Here is a 23,147-nt window from a genome sequence, read left to right on the forward strand (position 1 = left end):
TTTCGGGTTCAAAAGTTTTATAGCCCCAATACTAATCAACGTTATCGTGCAAAAACGAATTGTTGGACCTTAATTGAATCTCGTCATTACTATCATCACTTAGGGTCGTTCTGGAAATTTTTTTTTCCCGTGGATTGTCGTTCAAATTTACTCCCTGTCTTTTGTATGCCGGTTCCTTTTCGATTTCATCAATATTGCTCAAGCTATTTTTGAACTTATAATTGAAATCCTTTAACTTTCTACGGCGTTCATCCGCTCTCTGTCTCAAGAGTTCCTCAATAGGGGTTTCCATGGGATCTAACGAGGTATCATGGTTACTATTTTCCCTGGATACAACGGTTCTTTTCTCAAAAACCAATTCATCTTCTATAATTTTAGGTTCGAACTCCTCAGCTTTAGATTTTGCGCCTGTCAGCCTATTCTCAAGCTCCATATAGTCGTCCAAACTGTATCTTGTCTCTCCCTTTTTATTATACTCCAAAACAGGAATTATCTCCACGCTATCGTTCACGTCCAAATCCTTAATTTCGTCATCAAAATTAAAAACCACAACGTTCTCGTTTTCTTCTTCTTCCATTGGCTTACCGAAACTCATGGCGAATTGTTCTTTTTCTTCCCTGCTATACTTCAAAACTTCAGGTTCAACTACTTCGATATCCCTTATTTTGGATGTTGCATCGATGATTACAAAGTCTTCCTCTGAAATGGATTCGGCGATTACCTCATCATAAAACACATTAAAATTGCGAATGTAATTGGTAGTGGGAATTAAATCAAAGTCACCTGGATCTAAAAACTGATAACGCTCCTTGGGTTCTTCCTTTTCTTCTTCTTCCTCCTCAATTTCCAAGGTGTGTATAGTACGTTGGGTTGACAATAGTTCAGCTTCCGCCTTTTGATTGTCTTCTAAGGTATGAATGATTTTTTTTGCTTCGGTATTTACTATGTCATCCTGTTGTTCAACATTAAAACCCGTGGCGATAACGGTAACCGCGATGGACTCGCCCAGGGATTCGTCCTCTCCAACACCCATGATGATATTGGCCCCGTATCCAGCTTCAATTTGAATATGATCATTGATTTCACCTATTTCATCGATGGTGATTTCTTGAGCTCCGGATACAATCAACAGCAATACATTCTTAGCGCCCGTAATTTTGTTGTCGTTCAAAAGCGGTGAATCCAGTGCTTTCATTATCGCTTCATTGGCCCTTGAAGATCCAGATGCAATGGCCGATCCCATAATCGCCGTTCCACTATTGGAAAGAACCGTCTTGGCATCGCGTAAGTCGATGTTCTGCGTATAGTGGTGGGTTATCACCTCTGCTATACCTCTAGCGGCAGTTGCCAAAACTTCGTCAGCCTTTGAAAAACCAGCCTTAAACCCAAGGTTTCCATAAACTTCCCTTAACTTATTATTGTTGATTACAATTAAGGAATCGACATTTTTTCGTAATTTTTCTATACCCAGTTGGGCTTGATCACAACGCATTTTACCCTCGAATTGAAAGGGCATGGTAACAATACCAACTGTTAGGATATCCATTTCCTTAGCGAACTTGGCAATTACGGGAGCAGCACCAGTCCCTGTTCCCCCACCCATACCGGCAGTAATGAAAATCATTTTTGTCGTACGGTCCAACATACCTTTGATATCCTCCATACTCTCCATTGCGGCCTGTTCACCTATCTCAGGATTGGCACCAGCTCCCAATCCCTCCGTCAATGACACGCCAAGTTGAATCTTGTTAGGTACTGGACTATTGTCCAAGGCTTGTGCATCTGTATTACAGATAACAAAGTCCACCCCGTTGATACCGGCCTGGAACATATGGTTTATGGCATTACTACCGCCGCCACCAACTCCAATGACTTTTATGACGTTACTTTGATTTTTTGGAAGATCAAAAGAAATACTATCAAATTCGTTGTGATTACTCATACTATTATTATTACTGGTTATTATGTGCTTATACTTTACTCGGCATTATCCAAAAAATCCTTCAACTTTTCGGACCATCGGTCAAAAACGGATTTCCGCTCCTTCATAGGTTGATTCACCTTAACCTCTTCTTCAAAGCCGGCCATTACAGGTTCTTCCTCCTTCTTAATCTTATTTTTATTGATGGCCGACTTCCTTTCTTCCTTCCTAATGGCGTTCATCAACAAACCTACGGCCGTGGCGTAAAGGGGGCTGGCCACTTCCTCGTCTGAATCCCCTGCCAAATGCTCGTTGGGGTAGCCTATACGGGTATCCATTCCCGTAATATATTCCACCAACTGCTTTAGGTGCTTCAATTGACTTCCACCTCCTGTAAGTACGATGCCCGCAATCAATTTCTTTTTTTGCTCGTCATGACCATAGTTCTTGATTTCAACATACACTTGCTCTATAATTTCGACCACTCTGGCATGTATGATTTTGGAGAGGTTCTTTAAGGTAATTTCCTTAGGTTCACGGCCCCTCAAACCTTGTATGGATACGATTTCATTGTCCTTGTTCTCCCCAGGCCAAGCGGAACCAAAACGTACCTTAAGACTTTCGGCCTGTTTTTCTATGATGGAGCAGCCTTCCTTAATATCCTCGGTTATAACGCCGCCACCAAAAGGTATTACGGCCGTATGACGGATAATACCATCTTTAAAAATGGCCAAATCCGTAGTTCCGCCCCCTATATCGATCAAAGCGACGCCGGCCTCCTTCTCTTCCATGCTCAACACGGCATCAGCAGATGCCAGTGGCTCCAAGGTAATGTTCCCCAAGTCCAGTCCTGCACTTTTTATACATCTGCCTACATTCTTGATAGAGGAAACCTGGCCTACCACCACATGGAAATTGGCCTCCAATCTGCCACCGTACATACCAATAGGCTCTTTTATTTCAGTCTGTCCATCCACCTTATATTCCTGTGGCAATACATGAATGATTTCCTCCCCAGGAAGCATGATCAGTTTATAGACTTGATTGACCAAGGAATCCAAGTCGTCCTCATTGATAACTTCCTCTGAATCCTTTCTGGTAATGTAGTCACTGTGCTGCAGGCTTCTGATGTGCTGACCGGCAATCCCTACTACAACGGAACCTATTTTTAGTCCGGAATTGGTTTCGGCCTGTTCCACGGCCTGCTGTATGGATTTTATGGTTTGTGTGATATTGTTAACAACGCCTCTATGTACGCCCAGACTTTTGGATTTACCAATACCCAAAATCTCAATTTTCCCGTACTCGTTCTTTCTTCCGATTATGGCCACAATTTTAGTGGTCCCTATGTCTAAACCGACCGAATAATTTCCTTGTTCCATGTTGTTATATTTTAGTGCACACTACCTGATTATTGAATTCCAAACTAACTTCCGCAAAATCCTCCAAGGTATTATCCTTGTTCGCCTTGGCGTAAAAGGCTTTAAAATTGCTGAACTTCGTTTCCAAATTTTCAATATCCCCTAAATTCACCACAAACTGGTTCAGCCTAAACTTCAATTGGTAATCATCCTCCGCCTTGATATGAATACCTATTACATTCTTACGCAAAAAATCGTCCTTGTTTATAAACTCCAAAATTTTATACACATCCTCCAGGCTCTTCCCTGTTATATTGCCTGTGATAATAGGCACCCTAGCCGAATAATTGGATGAAAACGGCATACGTTTTCCTTCATCATCCAGATAAAACTTTGAATCCCCCTCAATGCGTCCTATGGGTTTGCGTTGAACAATTTTAGACGTTAGCTCACCGTCTATAGTGACATAGACCTGGGCACTTTTCACCATTTCATTGGCCTCAAGGGCCTTTTCTATAGTATTCAAAACTATATTTTCTTTAGGGACATTTTCGAGCCGCCCATAATTTTGTATTAACAATTTATTAACCGCGCCCTCAGTGATATACAAATTTTGGTCCCCCAAAAATTCCACCTTGGTACGAACTACATTCTTATTGCGGCTTCTGTTGTTAGAAAAAGCGTAAAGCCCCATTATCATTAAGATCAGAGCCGTAATTTTTATAAAATTCCAATTAATGCGCATACTCCAATTCCTTTTTTACCTTCATAATTTCCAGCCCTATGTCCCCTGCCCCCATCATGACAAGCACTTCTGGATTTTGGGCTTTTATTTCCGATACCAAATCCCCTTTTTCAACTATTTTCTTTACAGGATTGGTCATTTTTTTCAATAGCCAAGCGGAATCTATTCCCTCCATAGGCTCTTCCCTGGCCGGATAGATTTCCAAAAGAAGTACGCTATGGAATTTCGATAGACTTTTTGCAAAATCATCCCCAAAATCCTTTGTCCGGCTGAATAAATGCGGCTGGAAAATGGCCAAAACCCTTTTATTGGGATGCATTTCCGTTATGGCATCGTACACGGCATCTATTTCAGTTGGGTGATGGGCGTAATCATCTATGAGGACGAAATCCTCGTTTTTGATACGGTAGGAAAATCGTCTCTGAACACCCTTAAAAGAAGCCAAAGCTTCGGCCAGGCGATACGGTGGGGAACCTGCCTGTATCGCCATAGCAAAAGCAACCAAACCGTTCAATAAGTTGTGTCTTCCCGGCTTGTTGAATTTAACCCCAGTAAATGTTCCGTCCGGGGTTCCCAAATCAAAAATGTAGGCACCATGTTCTATTTTTATATTTCGGATACAATAATCCGAATCATCCTCAATTCCATAGGTAATCCCTTCCAAGGGCAGACCGTTTCGTACGAACAGTTTTCCACCGGGCTTAATGCGGCCAACAAACTGGTGAAATGACTTTTGTAATTCCGCTGCATCGCCATAGATATCCAAATGATCCGCGTCCATAGAGGTAATACAGGCCACATTGGGTGACAACCTTAAAAAAGAGCGATCAAACTCATCAGCCTCCACGACCGAATATTCGGTTCCCTCTAAAAGAAAATTGCTATTGAAATCCTCTGATATACCTCCCAAAAATGCTGTTAGAGGTGTTCCTGTCTCCCGCAATAAATGGGCAAGAATGCTTGATGTAGTCGTCTTACCGTGTGTACCCGCTACGGCAAAGCAGAAGGAATCTTGGGTAATCAACCCCAAAACTTCAGAGCGCTTTTTGATGACAAAATCATTCCTAAGAAAGTATTGATATTCTGAATGTGTAGTTTTTACGGCCGGTGTATAAACAATTAAAGTTTCGGTAGGGTTTAAGAACGATTTGGGAACCAATTCAAGATCATCCTCATAATGCACGGAAATCGCATGGCCCGATAGTTCAAGTGTCAAAGGGGTCTCGGTCTTATCGTAACCGGCCACTTCTTTCCCGATAAACTTGAAATACCGGGCCAATGCGGACATACCTATACCTCCGATACCAATGAAGTAAACCCTATGTATATCCTTAATTTCCATGTTGGCTAATTCAACAATTTTTCTATTTCATCGCAAATATCCTTCGTGGCATTTGGCAGCGCCAAAGCCTTTATATTTTTGGAAAGTCGCTCCCGTTTTTCTTCCGACTCGAATACCGTCAAAAACTCTTCTTTAAACTTTTCTTCCAAATCACTTTCCTTGATCATGATAGCAGCATCTTCGGCCACCAAAGCTTGTGCATTTTTTGTCTGATGGTCCTCCGCCACCACAGGCGATGGAATAAAGATGGTAGGCTTTCCTACCAAACATAACTCGGAAACCGCTCCAGCCCCAGATCTGGAAATGATCATATCCGCCGCGGCATAGGCCTTTGCCATATCGTTCAAAAAAGCATGAATCTTTACAGAATCTGAATTTTGACCTTCGTACGTCTTTATATAACCCTTACCGCATTGCCAAATCAACTGAAGGTTCAAGGATTTGAAAAACTCCAGGTTATCGGCAATCAAGACATTGATTCGCTTGGAGCCCAAACTGCCCCCAAGCACCAAAAGGGTTTTCTTTTGCGTGTTCAAACCAAAAAATCCTAGCGCATCAGACTGATTCTCCTGTATGGATATTAAATCGGCCCGTACGGGGTTTCCGGTTTTCACAATTTTATCGGCAGGAAAAAATCGTTCCATACCATCGTAGGCCACACAAATCTTGGCTACCTTGTTCTTGAGTAGTTTGTTCGTGATTCCGGCAAAGGAGTTCTGCTCCTGTAGTACACAAGGTATATTTCTACCGGAAGCCGCCTTTAGCAAAGGACCACTGGCAAAACCGCCAGTACCTACGACGGCATGGGGCTTGAACCTGCTTACTATGTTACTCGCCTTTATCAAACTACTTATCAGTTTTATTGGAAACAATACATTTTTAAGGGTGAGTTTCCGTTGTATCCCTGTAATCCACAATCCTTCAATTTTGTATCCCGCTTGGGGAACCTTCTCCATTTCCATCCTATCCTTGGCACCCACAAAAAGGAATTCGGCATCAGGATGTCTTCTTTTCAGTTCGTCGGCAATTGAAATCGCCGGATAGATATGTCCCCCCGTTCCGCCCCCGGATATAATAAACCTATAACTGCCCACTCAATACTTCTAAAGGGTTGCTTTCATCAATATCCACGGTACTCTCTTTCGTCTGCTGCATGCTTTTGTTACTGGCACTTAAAATGATCCCTATCGCTAGACAGGTCATCCAGCTGGAAGTTCCCCCACTACTGATCAAGGGTAAATTTTGGCCCGTTACTGGAAACAGCTCCACGGCCACGGCCATATTGATCAAAGCCTGAAAAACTATGGGCAAACCAACACCTAACACCAACAATTTGCTAAAAATGGTAGAGCAGCCATTTGCGACCACAACGATTCTGAACAACAAAAACAGGTAAAAAAACATGAGGGCAAATCCACCCAAAAGCCCATATTCCTCGACAATAATGGCATAGATAAAATCCGACGAACTCTGGGGAAGGAAATTCTTCTGTACGCTTTTTCCAGCACCTTTGCCCATTACTCCTCCAGTAGCGATGGCTATTTTGGCCTTTTCTATCTGATAGGTACCTTCAGTATCCTCAGGGTTGCTAAAACTATCGATACGGCTCATCCAAGTGTCCACCCTATTTGGAAACAAATCAGGAGCGGCCTTGGCGACCAAAATAAAAAGGACCAAACAAGCGATTCCCGTACCAACGATTGCAATCAAATACTTTAATGGGTATCCCCCCAAAAAACATAACATCAAGACCATGGAAAATATAATTCCCGCAGTTGAAAAGTTAGCCGGAAGGATTAGGACCACTACTAAAAATACAGGCAACCACAAAGGCAAGATACTTTCCTTGAAAGTAACCTTTATATCACGCACTTTTGACAAATATCTTGCTACATAGATCATCAAAACCACGGCCGCCAAGTTCGAAGGTTGAAATCCAAACCCAACAAGCGGCAATCGTATCCACCTGCTCGCATTGGTTTCACCTGCGGTTGTTCCCTGTGCCAATACAAAAATCAATAGTACGATCACAATGGGCATGGCAATTAAAGAAAGTCCCTTAAAAAAATGGGTCGGAATTTTATGTACCCCGTATATAATCCCAAAACCTAAGAACAGTAACAAGGCATGTTTCACCAAATGCCCTACTGTAGTACCGTTACCTACTACATAAACCAAATTACTACTGGCACTGTATACAGGAAGAAATGAAAACAATGCCAAAAGTGCCGCTATGGCCCAAATGGCTTTGTCCCCATTAATATTTTGCAATAGGTTTCGCACTACTTATAAATTTTTGACGCAGTTTTTGAATTGATTACCCCGATCCTCATAGTTCTGAAAAAGGTCAAAACTGGCACAGGCTGGGGACAATAACACCGTATCGCCTCTTTCTGCAATTTTATAGGCCACTTTCACCGCTTCCTCCATGGCATAGGTCTCCACCAAAAGATCAACCACATTACCAAAGGTGTCCTTGATTTTTTCATTATCGATCCCCAAACAAACAATGGCCTTCACCTTCTCCCGCACCAAGGGCATCAACTCCTTGTATTCATTACCCTTATCCACTCCTCCAACAATCCAGACTACGGGAGTTTTTACGCTCTCCAAAGCATAGTAAGTGGCATTTACATTGGTGGCCTTAGAATCATTTATATACTGCACATGGTGTATTTTCAATACCTTCTCCAACCTGTGGGGAGCCCCTTGAAAATTGGAAATGCATTCCCGAATAGTTTCCTTGCGGATGCCCACCAATTTTGCCACCATGGCGGCGGCCATGGTATTCTTTAAGTTATGCTGGCCTTCCAATGCTAAACTGTCTGTCATCATTTTTATAGTGTCTACTTGCGTTGTTATTTTAATTTCATTTTCCTCTATACAGGCCCCTTCCTTCAAGGATTCCTTTAGGGAAAAAGGGAGTAATTTGGATTTGACCGGGTGTTCCTTTAACCAATTGGCGATAACTTCATCATCCGCATCATAGATAAAACAATCCTCAATTGTTTGGTTTTTGGTGATCAAGAATTTGGAGGCGATATAGTTTTCAAACTTATATTCATACCGATCCAAATGGTCTGGTGTAATGTTGGTAATTATGGAAATATGCGGTTTAAATTCCCGGATACCGTCCAATTGAAAACTGCTGATTTCCAAAACATAGTAATCAAAGTTTTCCTCGGCCACCATTTTCGCGAAACTATCACCAATATTACCGGCCATAGCTACGTTCAAACCGCCACTTTTTAAAATATGGTAGGTAAGCATCGTAGTGGTAGTCTTTCCGTTGCTTCCTGTTATCCCTATGATTTTTGCATCGGTATATCTTGAAGCAAATTCAATTTCAGAGATAACAGGAATTCCTTTATTGACCAACTCCTTCACCAACGGAACGGAATCCGGAATTCCGGGACTTTTCATGACCACATCGGCCTTCATTATTTTTTCCTCAGAATGTTTTGATTCTTCCCAATCAATCCCAATATGTTCAAGAACGTTTTTATATTTTTCCTTTATTTTTCCCTTGTCGGAAACAAAAACATCAAATCCCTTTTTTTGTCCTAAAATGGCGGTACCCACACCGCTTTCACCCCCCCCAAGCACTACCAAAAAAGCCATCTATCTAACCTTAAGAGTTACAATGGTCACAACGGCCAACATAATACCCACAATCCAAAATCTGGTTACGATCTTACTTTCGTGATATCCCTTCTTTTGATAATGATGGTGCAGGGGCGACATTAAAAAAATACGCCTACCTTCCCCAAATTTCTTTTTGGTATACTTGAAATACGCCACTTGTGTCATGACCGATAGGGATTCTGCGAAAAAAATGCCGCAAAGGACGGGAATCAATAATTCCTTTCTGACGATTATGGCAATTACCGCGATTACCCCGCCAATGGTCAAACTGCCCGTATCCCCCATAAAAACTTGGGCCGGATAGGTATTGTACCAAAGAAAACCTACCAGTGCGCCCACAAATGCGGTGATGAATATCAACAGCTCACCAACCCTTGGTATGTACATGATATCCAAGTATTCTGAAAAAATAATATTACCGGAAACCAAAGCGAAAACCCCTAGGGTAAATACTATTATGGCTGAAGTCCCAGCTGCCAAGCCATCGATACCATCGGTTAGGTTTGCCCCGTTGGAAACAGCCGTAACAATTAAAATGATAATGGGGATGAATATCAACCACGCATACTCCTTGGCCCCTTCTCCCATCCAAGAAATAAAACTTCCGTAATCGAATTCATTATTTTTAAAAAAGGGTACGGTGGTCATGGTAGACTTTATTTCCTCACCCCGTACTTCTTCAACCGTAAACTGCTCCGTGATTATGGTCTTATTATGGTCGCGCATGGTTACCTCAGGATGGAAGTAAAGTACCGCACCTACCAAAAGACCCAACACCACCTGGCCTATCACTTTAAACCTTCCCTTAAGTCCTTCCTTGTTCTTTTTGAAAACCTTAATATAATCATCGATAAAACCAATGACTCCCATCCATAAAGTGGTGAAAATCAACAAAATGATGTATATATTTTCCAATCTTGCAAAAAGAAGAACCGGAATAAGCGTCGCCAATATGATGATAACACCGCCCATGGTTGGAGTACCCGCCTTTTGCTTTTGTCCTTCCAGGCCTAAATCCCTAATGGTCTCACCTACCTGCTGATTTTGAAGAAACAGGATTATTTTTTTTCCATATGCCGTGGCGATAATAAGGGAAAGCAAGATGGCCATACCCGCACGAAAGGTGCTGAACTGGAACAGACTCGCTCCAGGCAGCTGGTATTGCTTCTCCAAATATTCGAACAGGTAGGTTAACATATATTTTTCTTAAGTGTCTATTTTTCTAAGGCCTGTAACAATTCCTTTACAATTTTAAAATCATCAAAATCAATGCGTTTGCCATTGGTTTCTTGATACGTTTCATGGCCCTTTCCGGCTATTAAAATAATATCATTAGTATCTGCCAACTGGCAGGCCGTCTTTATGGCCTGCTCCCTATTTTCAATGGATAAAATTTTTTTTGCGTTCTGAGGTTCCACGCCGCCCTCCATTTCTGATATGATTGCACCAGGAGATTCCGTCCTTGGATTATCCGAAGTAAAAATTACCTTGTTGCTCATTTCCGAAGCGATATTGCCCATTACCGGACGCTTAGATCTGTCTCTGTCGCCACCACACCCCACAACGGTGATGACGTTTTCATTTCCAGTCCTCAACGTGTTGATTGTCTCAAGCACATTTTTTAAAGCATCCGGCGTATGGGCATAATCAACTATTGCCGTTATTTTATTTTTTGATAAATAATACTGAAACCTTCCATCTACATTTTCCAACTCGCTCAACAATCGTAAAATCTCCAATTTTTCAAGTCCCAATAGGTCGGCGGCCGCATAAATGCAAAGCATGTTGTAGGCGTTGAAATGCCCTATAAGTTTTATCCATAATTCGTTATCGTCAATTTTGAGCAACTGACCATCGAATTGGTTTTCCAAAATTTGGGCCCTGTAATCCGCATAATTTTTTAAGGCGTACGTAAACTTTTTTGCCTTGGTATTCTGAAGCATTACCAAACCGTTCTTATCGTCTATATTCGTAAGTGCAAAAGCCTTTTTGGAAAGGTTATCGAACAACTTCTTTTTGGTATCCCGGTACTCGGCAAATGTTTTGTGGTAGTCCAAATGATCATGGGACAGATTTGTAAATATGGCCCCTTCAAATATTAGGCCTTCGGTCCTTTTCTGGTGAATACCATGGGAACTGACCTCCATAAAACAAAACTCAACCCCCGCTTCGTTCATCAATCTTAAATGATGATTGATCACTAGGGCATCTGGTGTTGTATGGCTCGTAGGATATTCGGTATCATCGATCATTATTTTAATGGTAGATAACAAGCCAACTTTATACCCCGCCTTTTTGAACAATTGGTACAAAAGACTGGAAACAGTCGTTTTTCCGTTGGTTCCGGTTACGCCCACCAATTTTAGGTTTTTGGAAGGTGTGTTATAATAATTGGACGCCATGATAGCCAAGGCCTGTTGCCCATTTTCGACGGCAACATAAGTAACACCGTCCACCATTTTTCCTGGCAGTTTTTCGCAAATAATCGCCCTGGCACCAAGTTCGACAGCCTTGTCCAAGAATTTATGACCATCTGTTACGGTGCCCCTGGTTGCCACAAAGGCATCTCCCTTTTGTACTTTTCTGGAGTCAAAGCATACCGAGGCCACTTCACAGTTTGTGGTGCCACTAACTGCAGAAATATGAACGCCGTACAATATGTCCTTCAATATATTCACGATAGCTCCAATACTATTTTTTTAACCTTCTTTAAATCGGTTCCCTTGGATATGGATTGATTCTTTACCCTTCCGTTTCCCTTTACCTCTACTTCCAATCCCAGATTTTCCAAAATGGAAACCGCATCCATTCCACTCATGCCCCGCACGTTGGGAACTTCCTTATATTCCTTTTGGATATTGGCAAAATAACCCTGGTAGGCATCCTCCAACCTTGTCTCCAATACTTGCTCAACATCTACCTCATCGATCAATGGGGACGTAGCATATATTTTTTGTGCTATGGACTTAAAAACAGGACCGGATACATCGGCACCATAATAGCCCACACTTTTATCCGGCTCGTGGATTACCACGATACAGGAATACTTTGGATTGTCCGCTGGAAAATATCCTGCAAATGAAGAGATGTATTTAAGCTTATCCGGATCCTTGCTCACATAGTTCTTCTGGCACGTACCGGTCTTGCCCGCCATCGAGAAATTGGGTGAATACAAGCCATGACCGGTACCATGTTTTTTCTCTACCACATCCTTTAATAACTGTTGTACTTTTTTTGCTGTTTCCTTGGAACATATAGAAGGGTTCAGAACCTCCTTTTCAAACTTTTTGACCGTTTTATTCCATTCCTTAACCTCCTTGATCAAGCGAGGCTTTATTAGCTCCCCATCATTGGCTATGGCATTATAGAAGGCCAATGTTTGTAATGGCGTCATTGCCACCTCGTAACCATAAGCCATTTGGGCCAATGACAGTCCTGACCATCCCTTGTCCCCAGGATATCTGAGTACCGGTTTACCCTCTCCTTTTACGGGAAGCCCCAGTTGCTTGTGAACATCCATACTCATAAGTCGGTTTACATATTTCTCCGGGTCTTCCTTGTAATTGTTATGTATAATTTTGGCAAAGGCCGTATTGGAAGAAACCTCGAACGCTTCCGCTACAGAAATTTTACCATACCCCCCATTCTTGGAGTCCTTTACGTAATGGTTATAAATTCTCCATTTTCCTTTTTCTGTATCTACCACGGTACTGGTATCGATAACTTTATCCTCCAAGGCAGCCACCAAATTCACCAGCTTAAAAGTGGAACCCGGTTCGTGGGATTCCCCAATGGCATAGTTCAAACGTTCGTAATACTTACCATCTGTAGTCCTGCCCAAATTGGAAATGGCCTTTACCTCACCCGTTTTGGTCTCCATGACGATAACGCTGCCATGGTCTGCCTTATACTTTTCAAGCTGCTTCAACAGGGCATGGTGCGCTATATCCTGGATATTGATATCGATTGTGGAGTAGACGTCATAGCCATCTTTTGGTTCGACAATGTTATCATATCCAATGGGCTTCCATTGGTTTTTGGCGATTTTCACTTTGGACCTTTTACCTTCTATACCGCTCAAGTATTCGCTAAACGCACCTTCCATTCCAACCCTGGTATGGTATCCATTTTCGTCAACGCGCTCGTAGCCCACACTTCTTTCCGCAATTTTACCCAAGGGGTGCTCCCTTTTGGTATTCTGCTCAATAACAATACCCCCTTTAAAAGGGCCCATTTTAAATAAAGGAAAGCCCTTTACGGCCATGTATTCAGAATAATCCAGGTTTCTCGCAATCAGGGCATACCTGTTTTGGTTTTGCCTGGCCTTTCTAAGTAATTGTTGGTAATACGAAGACTCCTTGTTAAATAATTTAGCCAAGGCATCTGACAAGGATTTCACATTCTCCTTAAAGTCCTTTTCACTTACCGTTACTGCATCAAAATGTATATTGTATTTAGAAACGGAAGTGGCCAATAAGCTTCCATCATCTGAATAAAGATTCCCCCTATTGGGAGCTATAGTAAACATTTTTGTGGTTCTGGTTTCGGCCAACGCCATATATTTTTCACCATCCACCACTTGGATGGAAACCAGCTTGAACAATACCGCACCTGCAAAAACCACGAGGCATGCCGCTACGATATAGAGTCTGGACAATATGGATTTATCTGTTGCCGGCATTTCCTAATTAGAGGGGTTTAATGACTTTACCTTTATTTTCTTTGGTGGGGTTTCCGATGGATACAGACCTTTTTCTTGGACCGTACTCGTTATTGTGGACTCCAGTTTCAATTTCTGCAAATCTGAACGCGCATCCACAAATTCGTTTTTCAATTCCTTGACACTTTCGTTCAGGGCGGCAATTTTATGTACCTTTTTATCGGCGCTATGGGAACTACTTATCATAATTGCCGCCAAAAAGGAGGTAAAAATGATGAACCTCCAGTTTTTTAGCGAATCCCCATCCACCAGGAACTTTCCCTTCAAAATGTCCAATATGCCTTTTTTAACTTTCATCATTCAAATTATATGCGTTCAGCAATCCTAAGCTTTGCACTTCTTGCCCTATTATTCCTAGTTATCTCTTCCTTTTTTGGCACAATCAACGGTCCAACTTTTTTCAACGGAACATCGACGTTCCCATAAAAATCCTTCTCTGGCTCGCCCTCAAATTGACCCGACCTAATAAATCTTTTGACCAAACGGTCTTCCAGTGAATGGTAGCTTATCACACTCAACCTACCCCCTATGTTCAATAATTCCGGTACTTGCTCCAAAAACTCCCGGATAACCGTCATTTCTTGGTTTACCTCTATACGAATAGCCTGATAGATCTGAGCCAATATCTTATGCTTTTTGTGCTCCGGCAAAAACCCTTTCAACACCTCTTTCAATTGTTTGGTGGTACCTATCGGTTCCCGCTCCCTTGCCGCTATTATGGTATTCGCCATGGCATTGGCATTTCGCAAGTCCCCATATTCAAAGAGCACGCGCCTTAAATCATCATAAGAATACCTGTTCACCACATCATTGGCGGAAAGCGCATTGCGCTTGCTCATTCTCATGTCCAACATCGCATCAAACCGTGTGGAAAAACCCCTTTCAGCTTCATCGAACTGATGCGAGGAAACCCCAAAATCAGCTAAGATGCCATCCACTTTTCGTATGCCATAGAACTTTAAAAACTGCGCGATATACCTAAAATTTTCACCGATCAAAACAAATCTCTCATCCTCAAGTCGATTCCTCTGTGCATCTTCATCTTGATCAAAGGCGAACAACTTGCCTCCGCTGCCCAATCTTTTCAATATTTCACTTGAATGGCCACCTCCACCAAAAGTTACATCCACATACACACCATCCTTCTTGATTGCCAGACCATCCACGGACTCTTTCAGCAATACCGGGTTATGATACATCACCACCAGGCTTTTCTGCATATTTCACTTCATATGCCAACTGCTCCCGCTCTTCGGGAGAAGACTCTACATCCCCATCGTACGTAGCCTTGTCCCAAATCTCCAAATGCCTGTCCATTGGAGACAACACCACATCTTTTTTAATATCTACAAGACCTATTACATCCTTGGGAATCAACAGCCTACCCGCCGCATCTATTTCAACCTGCCTTAGGCCCGAGGTAAACTTTCTTTTGAACTCACGATCCTTTCTACTGTCCCCCAGCTTTTCATTGAGTTTTTTAACCTCGGATTCCCATTCGTGTTTAGGGTATAACTCCAAACATTCATCGTAGTAGGACTTTTTTATAAAAAAACCATTACCCAACATTGGAGCCATTTGATTCCTAAGGGACACGGGCAACATTACCCTTCCCTTGGCATCAGCCTTACAGTTATATACTCCTGAGAAATAGATTTCCAATATTGTTGGCCTTTCTTATACAACTCAAATATATAAATATTATTACCACATTTTACCACAAAAAACCACTTTGTTAATAAAATAGTAAATTTTTACATCAATTTTGATTCAAGTTGAACCCAAATCACCACAAATAAGCGTAGCGAACAATAACATCGTTCTCAAAAGATGAAGATTCCCAGGAATTTTGGAAGGTATATTAATGTTATTCTATTCTATCTAAATACCTATATTTGCCCAAATGTCAGAACCCGAGTAGATGGATGACGAAATAATCAAAGACGGGAAGTTCAGGTATATTGAAAAAGGGGAAGGAACCCCTATCATAATCCTACACGGTCTTATGGGCGGCCTGAGCAATTTTCATGGCGTTACGGACCATTTCCCTAAAATGGGCTATAAGGTACTGGTACCAGAACTTCCAATATATAGCATGCCCATGCTCAAGACCAATGTAAAGAACTTTGCCAAATACTTGGAAAAGTTCATTGAGTTCAAAGGGCTTAAAGACGTGATTCTATTGGGAAATTCCCTAGGAGGCCATATTGGACTGCTACACACCAAATTATATCCTGAAATGGTAAAGGCCCTTGTCATAACCGGAAGTTCCGGTCTTTATGAAAGTGCCATGGGCGATGGATACCCCAAACGTGGGGACTATGAATTTATAAAGAAGAAGGCGCAGGACGTTTTCTACGATCCAGAGGTTGCCACCAAGGAAATCGTTGACGAGGTCTATGCGACCGTAAATGACCGTATAAAACTGGTCAAGACCTTGGCCATTGCCAAAAGTGCCATACGCCACAATATGAGTACTGATTTACCGACCATGAATACCCCCACCTGTATCATCTGGGGAGAAAACGACACGGTAACCCCGCCCGATGTTGCCGAGCTTTTCCATGAGCTTTTACCGGATTCCGATTTGTTTTGGATCAAGGAATGCGGCCATGCACCCATGATGGAGCATCCAATGGAGTTCAACACCATTTTGGAGAAGTGGCTGCAAGCGCGTAACTTCTAAATCATCCTCCATGAAAATTAAGTCGGCAGACTTTGTTATGAGCAATTCCGATGTTGCCAAATGTCCCAATGAGCCACTGCCTGAATATGCCTTTATTGGAAGGTCCAATGTTGGGAAATCCTCCTTAATAAACATGTTGACGGACAAAAAGAACTTGGCAAAGACATCGGGCAGGCCTGGAAAAACCCAATTAATCAACCATTTTAAAATCAATGAAAATTGGTTTTTAGTAGACCTCCCTGGTTATGGGTATGCAAGGGTTTCCAAAAAGGACAAAAAAACCTTTCAAAAATATATTACCAACTATTTCCTTCAGCGCCAACAGCTGGTATGTTCCTTTATATTAATTGATATTCGCCATAAACCGCAGCCCATAGACCTGGAATTTATGCAGTGGATGGGCGAAAATGGCATTCCCTTCGCAATCGTTTTTACAAAAGCCGATAAACTAAAGCCCTTGGCAATCCAAAGACATGTAACCGATTACCTTCAACATTTATTAAATGATGTCTGGGAAGAGGCACCGCAATGCTTTATCACTTCTTCTAGCAAAAAAACGGGAAGGGACGAATTGCTGGCCTATATTGACGCCGTGAACCTCGAATATTTCGATGCAAGCAGAAATAACCCAATTTAGCGCCCAGCTCCGGAATGCTACTTTTTCAATTCTAACTTTTCAGCAAAATAATCGCAGAAATCCTTCATGGTGGCCGTCATTTTTTCATCTTGGGTGGCCCTCATAAATGTATCCGATAGTGAAACCAAGGTTTGGTGGAAGAAAATCTTCATTTCATCAACGGGCATGTCCTTGGTCCATAAATCTATTTTCAAGGATTCCTGGTTTTTGCTATCCCAAACAGAGAGCAACATAGCTTTGGCCTCTTCATTATCTATCCCTCCGTCCTCTGCGGACCAAGAAAGTTTTTCTGGTACCCGGTTCTCATCTAGACCCACCCTCAAGGTAATCTCCGATTCATGTAAATCTGCCATCTAGCTTCTTGGTTTATAATTGGATTTTTTGAATATTTCCTCCTCGGGCATGGTCAACAACTGCTTTAGATTTATCTCATTGTTTTCCATAAACGATCTTACGATCTGCCAACCTATGTATCTGCCCAGTCGACCGGGAGATTCATTGTCCAGCTCTAGACCAAATTTTGAAAAAGGTGCGGGATCTAAAAACCGTTGGTTCAACCGGGTTTCCGTACTGTACAGATATTCATTCTCCACAAAGTTTCTCCAAATGGGCTCTTCATTCGCCATGGCCCAATCCATTTCGTCCTCACTATACCCAATCTTAATCTGGTCCTTGGTGTATGGCATCAGTTTATCCTTTAGATAGAGTTCCTTCCCAAAATAGATCATTCGGGCAAGATAGGTGCGGTCCCTTGGTCTTGGAACCACTTTTTTGGCAAAGGCACTTGCCACATCGCTTACCATAAATTTTCTATCCAAAATTTTTGCTACGTAACGTTGAAAGCCACCGTAGTATTTATGTTGGGAACCTAGATAATTGTCTAGTCCTATAAACAATAACGTATCCGCAAAAATAATCCTGTTATCATAATCAACATCATTGGTAACCGTAATGATCTTAGGGGTTTTCTGCTCTGGGAAATAATATTTGATATGCCTGAACAAATCTGTTAGTGCTTCTTCCTCATCCCCAAAACTATTGAAGGTGTTGCCAACTTGTTGAAACAGTTCGATCTGAAGGGAATCTTTCATTTTGGCAACCCATACACTATCCGGAGCAGGGAATAAGTATGGAAACATTTTTCTCAATTTGGGCAGACCTGCCTCGCCCGATTCGGCGAACAACCTGTCAAATCTTTCTATTTTTAGGTTCATAGGAACATTTGAAATCTCCTCTTCGACCTTATCGCTGTCATTACATCCAATAAAAACGAGTAAAATTGATAAAACAATAAAAATAGGTTTTCTCATACCAAGTATTTCTGGATACATTTTATTTTTAAACAAGGACAACTTATTTTTAGGCAAAGTTAATCGATCTAAACATATTTTATAAGCGTATGCAAACGGAAAAAGTTATCGATCACATTGTAGGTTGGCTCAAGGACTATGCATTGAATGCAAATCAAAAAGGTTTTGTCATTGGTATCTCTGGCGGTATAGATTCTGCCGTGACTTCTACCCTATGCGCCAAAACCGGTTTGGACCTACTTTGTTTGGAAATGCCCATACACCAAGCCGTAAACCAGGTCGACAGGGCCTCCAACCATATTGATTGGCTACAAAAGAACTTCCCCAATGTGACCAGACAGCCGGTAAACCTTACCCCTGTTTTTGATAGTCTTGTAGCCGCTTTTCCTAAAGTGGAAAACGAGGAAGAACGATTTATGTCCTTGGCAAATACCCGGGCAAGGCTTAGAATGACCAGCCTTTATTACTTTGCCGCCTTACATAGGTATCTGGTAGCTGGAACAGGTAACAAGGTGGAGGATTTTGGTGTTGGGTTTTACACAAAATATGGCGATGGCGGGGTCGATTTAAGTCCCATTGCCGACCTTTTAAAGACAGAGGTTTATGAAATAGCCAAAAAATTGGGAGTTAACGAGGAAATAATAAAGGCGCCACCTACAGATGGGCTATGGGGAGACGACCGTACGGATGAAGACCAAATTGGGGCCTCCTATCCTGAGTTGGAATGGGCCATGCGGATGAAGGACGAGGGCAAAACGATTGAAGATTTTACCGGAAGGGACAAAGAGGTATTTTCCATATTCATAAGATTCAATACCATGAACCGTCATAAAATGAATCCCATTCCCGTTTGTCTCATACCAGAAACCTTGAAATAACCACTCACCTAAGAATCAAGTTAATAAATCGAATAATAATTCGATTTTGATGGCGTTTAAGCAAAATAGTACATCTTTGTCTTCTAAATTTGATATTTTAGTCCTACATTGCATGTACTCTTTTTCCTTAAAAAGATTCACCGACTAAACTATCTTGAAAAAACAACATAATGATAAAAGTTTTAATCGCGGATAACCATCCGATCATCCGTATGGGTGTGAGAACGGTTTTGGAATCCGCTAATGGTTTTGATATGGTGGACGATGTCGCCACTACTGAGGAACTTTTCGAAAAACTAAAAAATGTAACCCCCGATGTTGTAATGCTTGAAATGGACATTCCCGAGATGAACGGAATTGCCGCTTTAAGAAAAATCAAAAAAGAATATCCCAACGTAAAGGTACTTATGTACAGCGGACAATCCGAGGATGTCTATGCGCTAAGTGCCATTAGGGCCGGGGCTTTTGGATATCTATCCAAAGCTTCCGATGTGGACTATATTCTCTCGGCGGTAACTAAAGTTAGTGAGGGAAGCATGTTCATAACCAATGAATTGGCACAAAGATTGGCATTTGATGAGGGTACGAAGAAACCTAGAAGGTTTTTCCGTAAACTGTCCACAAGAGAAATAGAGGTGTTAAAACTTCTGGCCAGTGGCAGAAGAAACAAAGAAGTTGCCCAAGGCTTGAATCTTAATGAAAAAACGGTTAGCACCTATAAGGCCCGTTTGATGAAAAAGCTGAACGTGGACAATATGGTAGATTTACTACAACAGGCCAAAGCCCTGGAACTGTATTAATACAATATATCAAATAAAAAAGACCCGTTTTGTTAGCGGGTCTTTTTTATTTAGGGCATTAAGAAAGTACCCTATTCAACTTTTGATTCAACAGTTTGTTGAGCTGTAAGTAATTCATGATTTCCTCTAAAATTTCCTTATTATCCTTATCCTCTTTTGCGTCTTCTGTTTCATTTTGTAGGGCCTGCATTCTTTTCTTGATTAGAAAGCAACGCAAGGTTAGGATGGTCTCGCTTACCAGTTGAGCAATGACACTTCCCTTTTCTTTGGGATAAATATCCTTACGCTCCCAATTGTGCAAGCTGTAGCGTTCCTCTTCCATAAGGATGGAGGACACCTCATTTCCCAATTCCTGTTCCAATACCGCAATAAAATCACTGACCTTAAAATCCTCGTTTTCGTTCAGGGCGGCTATCAATTTATAATAAACATCCCTAAAAGTAGGGTTGGCCAACTCTATCTCATCTTCCTGCAAATCCAAATACACCTTTTCGTACACCTTTATTTCCAAAGACTCCGGTTCCAAAACCAAGTCCCCACTCTCATTTTCCTTTAAAACTAGGTCCTCAAATTCTTCCTTCCTGTTGCCATACAACAAAAGACTTTCAATGATCTTGCGTTCCAGTTCATATTGGACATCCACTTTTTCGCCTACAGGTTCACTTCGGACTACATCAAAAGCTTTTTGCTCTTGTTTTTCCTTTTTTATAGCGTCTGCCTGGTCCCTTTTTCCAATTTGCGCTAAGGTGCTGAAAAGTACACCTTCTGAAATGTTCATAATCTGTGCACATTCCTGTACATAGATTTCCTTTTTTATCCGATCGGGGATTTTGGAAATACTGTTCACGATATCTCGTACCGTATCCGCTCTTTTTATGGGGTCGTCCGATGCTTCTTTCACAAGCAAGGAAGCTTTGAACCTAATAAAATCCTTGGAATTATCCTTGAGGTACTGCTCTACATCTTCCAATTCATTGTTCTTGGCAAAACTATCGGGATCTTCTCCTTCCGGAAAAGTGCAGATACGGACATTCATGCCCTGTTCCAAGATTAAGTCTATCCCCCGTAATGACGCTCGTAACCCGGCAGCATCACCATCGAATAATACCGTTATATTTTTTGTCAACCGGTTGACCAATCGGATCTGTTCCGGCGTCAGCGCCGTGCCACTGGACGACACCACATTATGAATTCCTCGTTGATAGAATTGAATGACATCCGTATATCCCTCCACCAAATAACAGTTATCCTCTTTGGCAATGGCCTGTTTGGCATAGTAAATTCCGTATAAAACCTTACTTTTATGGTATATTTCGCTTTCAGGCGAATTCAAATATTTGGCCGCCTTTTTGTCATTGGTAAGTATACGTCCTCCAAAACCCAAAACCCTGCCACTTAGGGAATGTATGGGGAACATGACCCTGCCTTTAAAACGATCGAACTTTTTTGGGCTATTTGGGTTGTTCGAATCTTCCTTTACTATGGTGAGACCGGTTTTTTCCAGATAATCCAATTGATACCCTTTGTCTAGGGCATCCATGGTAAATCCGTCCCACTGATCCAAACAATAGCCCAACCCAAACTTTTGGATGATATCTTCCGTAAAACCTCTTTCCTTAAAATAACTTAATCCTATGGCCTTGCCCAATTCAGTTTTCCATAGGATGTCCTGAAAATAGGAACTGGCATATTCTGATACCAAATACATGCTCTCAAGTTCATTGGCCTGCTCCTTTTCCTCATTGGATTGTTCCGTCTCCTCTACTTCTATATTGTATTTTTTGGCCAAATACTTTATGGCTTCGGGATAGGTAAAATGCTCGTGTTCCATTAAAAATGCGACCACGTTACCTCCCTTTCCGCTACTGAAATCCTTCCATATCTGCTTTACCGGGGATACCATAAAACTAGGGGTACGCTCATCTGTAAATGGGCTTAAACCCTTAAAGTTGGAACCTGATTTTTTCAATTGCACAAAATCACCGATCACTTCCTCCAAACGCGCCGTTTCATAAACTTGATCGATAGTGGTTTTGGAAATCATTTGCAACTAGTGTTTCTGGCTTTGGAATATAGAATAGAATATCAAATGTATCAAAATGAAGTGAATTTTCTCCTGTTCAATTGAAAATGCGCACACCTATATTTTGAAAAAAGCACATCATCAAAAAAACGGAAACTAATGGTATCTTAGCTTAAACACTTTAATTTAAAAACCATGAAAAAATCACTTCTCCTTTTATTTTTCCTTTGCTTTTTGAATACCCTTTTCGCACAGGAAAGCCCAAACACCATTAATACAAATGGTACCTATGAATACGATTTCGCACCTACGTATACCAGTAGCATGATCGTAAGCCTAAACAATGTCTATTACGACGCCCAAACGGTCAGCTTGGAGGAACTAAAGAAAACGTATAAGGATAAATTGGGCCAGGCGGGATTGGACACATCAAAACTAAAGGAAGACCCCTTATCCTATGCTCTGATGGGATATGAAAAGGATGGCATAATCCTAACCTATACAACAGATTCTTTGGAAGAGATGCAGAATTTTCTATTGGTTAAGTCCATGGGCGTATCCCGATCCGAAACTTCCATGAAAGCAAGACTAACCGATAGCCAAATGGCGGACTATGCCCATAAAGCCTATGAAAACGCAAAACAAAAAGCAGAGGCCATCGCCAAAAAAATAGGACGTTCCGTAGGAAAAGTTATTTATATCAGCGACGGTAATAATGAAGAAATCAACGAATCGCTTTATTATGGCAATGCCATTAAGAAACGCACCTATTATCTAAACGCTTCTTTTGAATTGTTGTAGACCTAAATTCTTATGATTCTTTTTTTTTTTGGAACACGGCCGGGTAAATCAGAAACCAGACTTCTCCACGGTGTTTCTTGTCCGTACTGTAACCAAGTGGATACGCTAAGTGCCTTTATTTCTTCAAATTATTTTCATCTATTCTGGATAAAACTCTTTAAAATTTCCTCGTCAAAAGTAGTGGAATGTAGCCATTGCAAACGTGTGTATTATCCAGATGAGTTTTCGGAAGAAATGAAAAGGGCCACAAATTAGAAAAGGGCATACCCATATGGTAT

The 23,147-nt window shown here is 41.5% G+C and carries 22 protein-coding genes; 6 read left to right on the forward strand and 16 right to left on the reverse strand.

What is annotated here, in order from left to right; all coding sequences use genetic code 11:
- Nucleotides 1–31: 31 nt before the first annotated feature.
- The 13 genes from ftsZ to DZC72_RS15805 all read right to left on the reverse strand — a co-directional run bounded on the left by ftsZ (nucleotide 32) and on the right by DZC72_RS15805 (nucleotide 15,396).
- On the reverse strand, nucleotides 32–1,942 hold the full coding sequence (gene ftsZ, locus DZC72_RS15745; RefSeq protein WP_125223880.1) for a cell division protein FtsZ: 1,911 nt from the start codon (nucleotides 1,940–1,942) through the stop codon (nucleotides 32–34).
- Nucleotides 1,943–1,977: 35 nt separating this feature from the next.
- Nucleotides 1,978–3,303, reverse strand: a complete 1,326-nt coding sequence (ftsA, locus tag DZC72_RS15750) for a cell division protein FtsA (protein ID WP_125223881.1) — start codon at nucleotides 3,301–3,303, stop codon at nucleotides 1,978–1,980.
- A gap of 4 nt (nucleotides 3,304–3,307) precedes the next feature.
- Nucleotides 3,308–3,808: a cell division protein FtsQ/DivIB gene (locus DZC72_RS15755; RefSeq protein WP_317127166.1), complete on the reverse strand. Its 501-nt coding sequence runs from the start codon at nucleotides 3,806–3,808 to the stop codon at nucleotides 3,308–3,310.
- Between the two features lie 208 nt (nucleotides 3,809–4,016).
- On the reverse strand, nucleotides 4,017–5,369 hold the full coding sequence (murC, locus tag DZC72_RS15760; RefSeq protein ID WP_125223883.1) for a UDP-N-acetylmuramate--L-alanine ligase: 1,353 nt from the start codon (nucleotides 5,367–5,369) through the stop codon (nucleotides 4,017–4,019).
- 5 nt (nucleotides 5,370–5,374) lie between these two features.
- Nucleotides 5,375–6,463, reverse strand: coding sequence for an undecaprenyldiphospho-muramoylpentapeptide beta-N-acetylglucosaminyltransferase (gene murG / locus DZC72_RS15765; protein WP_125223884.1), 1,089 nt, complete (start codon nucleotides 6,461–6,463; stop codon nucleotides 5,375–5,377).
- A complete protein-coding gene (locus DZC72_RS15770; RefSeq protein WP_125223885.1) occupies nucleotides 6,450–7,652 on the reverse strand; it encodes an FtsW/RodA/SpoVE family cell cycle protein in 1,203 nt (400 codons plus the stop codon). Before DZC72_RS15770 ends, murG begins: the two co-directional genes overlap by 14 nt.
- A gap of 3 nt (nucleotides 7,653–7,655) precedes the next feature.
- The gene (murD, locus tag DZC72_RS15775; RefSeq protein WP_125223886.1) at nucleotides 7,656–8,990 is read right to left on the reverse strand and encodes a UDP-N-acetylmuramoyl-L-alanine--D-glutamate ligase; all 1,335 of its coding nucleotides are present in this window, start codon (nucleotides 8,988–8,990) and stop codon (nucleotides 7,656–7,658) included.
- Entirely contained in the window at nucleotides 8,991–10,211 is a 1,221-nt protein-coding gene (gene mraY / locus DZC72_RS15780) for a phospho-N-acetylmuramoyl-pentapeptide-transferase (RefSeq protein ID WP_099544142.1), read from the reverse strand.
- Between the two features lie 17 nt (nucleotides 10,212–10,228).
- Complete coding sequence (locus tag DZC72_RS15785) at nucleotides 10,229–11,692, reverse strand: UDP-N-acetylmuramoyl-L-alanyl-D-glutamate--2,6-diaminopimelate ligase (RefSeq protein ID WP_125223887.1); 1,464 nt, start codon at nucleotides 11,690–11,692, stop codon at nucleotides 10,229–10,231.
- Nucleotides 11,689–13,695 carry a penicillin-binding protein gene (locus DZC72_RS15790; protein ID WP_125223888.1) on the reverse strand — a complete coding sequence of 669 codons (2,007 nt, stop codon included), beginning with the start codon at nucleotides 13,693–13,695 and terminating at the stop codon, nucleotides 11,689–11,691. Before DZC72_RS15790 ends, DZC72_RS15785 begins: the two co-directional genes overlap by 4 nt.
- Before the next feature lie 3 nt (nucleotides 13,696–13,698).
- Entirely contained in the window at nucleotides 13,699–14,034 is a 336-nt protein-coding gene (locus DZC72_RS15795; protein ID WP_243641762.1) for an FtsL-like putative cell division protein, read from the reverse strand.
- Nucleotides 14,035–14,039: 5 nt separating this feature from the next.
- Complete coding sequence (gene rsmH / locus DZC72_RS15800) at nucleotides 14,040–14,954, reverse strand: 16S rRNA (cytosine(1402)-N(4))-methyltransferase RsmH (protein WP_207891764.1); 915 nt, start codon at nucleotides 14,952–14,954, stop codon at nucleotides 14,040–14,042.
- Nucleotides 14,923–15,396, reverse strand: a complete 474-nt coding sequence (locus DZC72_RS15805; protein WP_125223889.1) for a division/cell wall cluster transcriptional repressor MraZ — start codon at nucleotides 15,394–15,396, stop codon at nucleotides 14,923–14,925. Before DZC72_RS15805 ends, rsmH begins: the two co-directional genes overlap by 32 nt.
- A gap of 259 nt (nucleotides 15,397–15,655) precedes the next feature.
- Here DZC72_RS15805 and DZC72_RS15810 point away from each other — a divergent pair, with 259 nt between their 5' ends.
- Both DZC72_RS15810 and yihA read left to right on the forward strand, forming a co-directional pair.
- Entirely contained in the window at nucleotides 15,656–16,420 is a 765-nt protein-coding gene (locus tag DZC72_RS15810; protein ID WP_125223890.1) for an alpha/beta fold hydrolase, read from the forward strand.
- A 10-nt stretch (nucleotides 16,421–16,430) separates the two neighbouring features.
- Nucleotides 16,431–17,057, forward strand: coding sequence for a ribosome biogenesis GTP-binding protein YihA/YsxC (gene yihA / locus DZC72_RS15815; RefSeq protein WP_125223891.1), 627 nt, complete (start codon nucleotides 16,431–16,433; stop codon nucleotides 17,055–17,057).
- Nucleotides 17,058–17,074: 17 nt separating this feature from the next.
- Here the strand turns inward: yihA and gldC are convergent, their stop codons facing one another.
- Both gldC and gldB read right to left on the reverse strand, forming a co-directional pair.
- Nucleotides 17,075–17,410: a gliding motility protein GldC gene (gene gldC, locus DZC72_RS15820; RefSeq protein ID WP_125223892.1), complete on the reverse strand. Its 336-nt coding sequence runs from the start codon at nucleotides 17,408–17,410 to the stop codon at nucleotides 17,075–17,077.
- Complete coding sequence (gene gldB / locus DZC72_RS15825) at nucleotides 17,411–18,367, reverse strand: gliding motility lipoprotein GldB (RefSeq protein ID WP_125223893.1); 957 nt, start codon at nucleotides 18,365–18,367, stop codon at nucleotides 17,411–17,413.
- An 89-nt stretch (nucleotides 18,368–18,456) separates the two neighbouring features.
- On the opposite strand from gldB, the gene nadE reads away from it, so the two are divergent.
- Together nadE and DZC72_RS15835 are read left to right on the forward strand one after the other, a co-directional pair.
- Nucleotides 18,457–19,245, forward strand: a complete 789-nt coding sequence (gene nadE / locus DZC72_RS15830) for an NAD(+) synthase (RefSeq protein ID WP_125223894.1) — start codon at nucleotides 18,457–18,459, stop codon at nucleotides 19,243–19,245.
- Between the two features lie 170 nt (nucleotides 19,246–19,415).
- Nucleotides 19,416–20,045 carry a response regulator gene (locus DZC72_RS15835; RefSeq protein WP_125223895.1) on the forward strand — a complete coding sequence of 210 codons (630 nt, stop codon included), beginning with the start codon at nucleotides 19,416–19,418 and terminating at the stop codon, nucleotides 20,043–20,045.
- Between the two features lie 58 nt (nucleotides 20,046–20,103).
- Here the strand turns inward: DZC72_RS15835 and dnaG are convergent, their stop codons facing one another.
- The gene (gene dnaG / locus DZC72_RS15840; RefSeq protein ID WP_125223896.1) at nucleotides 20,104–22,089 is read right to left on the reverse strand and encodes a DNA primase; all 1,986 of its coding nucleotides are present in this window, start codon (nucleotides 22,087–22,089) and stop codon (nucleotides 20,104–20,106) included.
- 174 nt (nucleotides 22,090–22,263) lie between these two features.
- Between dnaG and DZC72_RS15845 the strand changes: the two genes are divergently transcribed.
- Both DZC72_RS15845 and DZC72_RS15850 read left to right on the forward strand, forming a co-directional pair.
- Entirely contained in the window at nucleotides 22,264–22,869 is a 606-nt protein-coding gene (locus DZC72_RS15845) for an SIMPL domain-containing protein (protein ID WP_125223897.1), read from the forward strand.
- A gap of 12 nt (nucleotides 22,870–22,881) precedes the next feature.
- A complete protein-coding gene (locus DZC72_RS15850) occupies nucleotides 22,882–23,124 on the forward strand; it encodes a zinc-ribbon domain-containing protein (protein ID WP_243641763.1) in 243 nt (80 codons plus the stop codon).
- Nucleotides 23,125–23,147: the final 23 nt, after the last annotated feature.

Source organism: Maribacter algicola (assembly GCF_003933245.1).
Taxonomy (GTDB): domain Bacteria; phylum Bacteroidota; class Bacteroidia; order Flavobacteriales; family Flavobacteriaceae; genus Maribacter; species Maribacter algicola.

What these genes read in the sequence shown, in the direction of transcription:
- DZC72_RS15790 (WP_125223888.1), bottom strand. Translation starts at nt 13,695, where the DNA reads ATGCCGGCAACAGATAAATCCATATTGTCCAGACTCTATATCGTAGCG.
- rsmH (WP_207891764.1), bottom strand. Translation starts at nt 14,954, where the DNA reads ATGCAGAAAAGCCTGGTGGTGATGTATCATAACCCGGTATTGCTGAAA.
- murC (WP_125223883.1), bottom strand. Translation starts at nt 5,369, where the DNA reads ATGGAAATTAAGGATATACATAGGGTTTACTTCATTGGTATCGGAGGT.
- ftsA (WP_125223881.1), bottom strand. Translation starts at nt 3,303, where the DNA reads ATGGAACAAGGAAATTATTCGGTCGGTTTAGACATAGGGACCACTAAA.
- DZC72_RS15850 (WP_243641763.1), top strand. Translation starts at nt 22,882, where the DNA reads ATGATTCTTTTTTTTTTTGGAACACGGCCGGGTAAATCAGAAACCAGA.
- yihA (WP_125223891.1), top strand. Translation starts at nt 16,431, where the DNA reads ATGAAAATTAAGTCGGCAGACTTTGTTATGAGCAATTCCGATGTTGCC.
- gldC (WP_125223892.1), bottom strand. Translation starts at nt 17,410, where the DNA reads ATGGCAGATTTACATGAATCGGAGATTACCTTGAGGGTGGGTCTAGAT.
- DZC72_RS15810 (WP_125223890.1), top strand. Translation starts at nt 15,656, where the DNA reads ATGGATGACGAAATAATCAAAGACGGGAAGTTCAGGTATATTGAAAAA.
- mraY (WP_099544142.1), bottom strand. Translation starts at nt 10,211, where the DNA reads ATGTTAACCTACCTGTTCGAATATTTGGAGAAGCAATACCAGCTGCCT.
- DZC72_RS15845 (WP_125223897.1), top strand. Translation starts at nt 22,264, where the DNA reads ATGAAAAAATCACTTCTCCTTTTATTTTTCCTTTGCTTTTTGAATACC.
- murD (WP_125223886.1), bottom strand. Translation starts at nt 8,990, where the DNA reads ATGGCTTTTTTGGTAGTGCTTGGGGGGGGTGAAAGCGGTGTGGGTACC.
- ftsZ (WP_125223880.1), bottom strand. Translation starts at nt 1,942, where the DNA reads ATGAGTAATCACAACGAATTTGATAGTATTTCTTTTGATCTTCCAAAA.
- gldB (WP_125223893.1), bottom strand. Translation starts at nt 18,367, where the DNA reads ATGAGAAAACCTATTTTTATTGTTTTATCAATTTTACTCGTTTTTATT.
- DZC72_RS15835 (WP_125223895.1), top strand. Translation starts at nt 19,416, where the DNA reads ATGATAAAAGTTTTAATCGCGGATAACCATCCGATCATCCGTATGGGT.
- DZC72_RS15795 (WP_243641762.1), bottom strand. Translation starts at nt 14,034, where the DNA reads ATGATGAAAGTTAAAAAAGGCATATTGGACATTTTGAAGGGAAAGTTC.
- dnaG (WP_125223896.1), bottom strand. Translation starts at nt 22,089, where the DNA reads ATGATTTCCAAAACCACTATCGATCAAGTTTATGAAACGGCGCGTTTG.
- nadE (WP_125223894.1), top strand. Translation starts at nt 18,457, where the DNA reads ATGCAAACGGAAAAAGTTATCGATCACATTGTAGGTTGGCTCAAGGAC.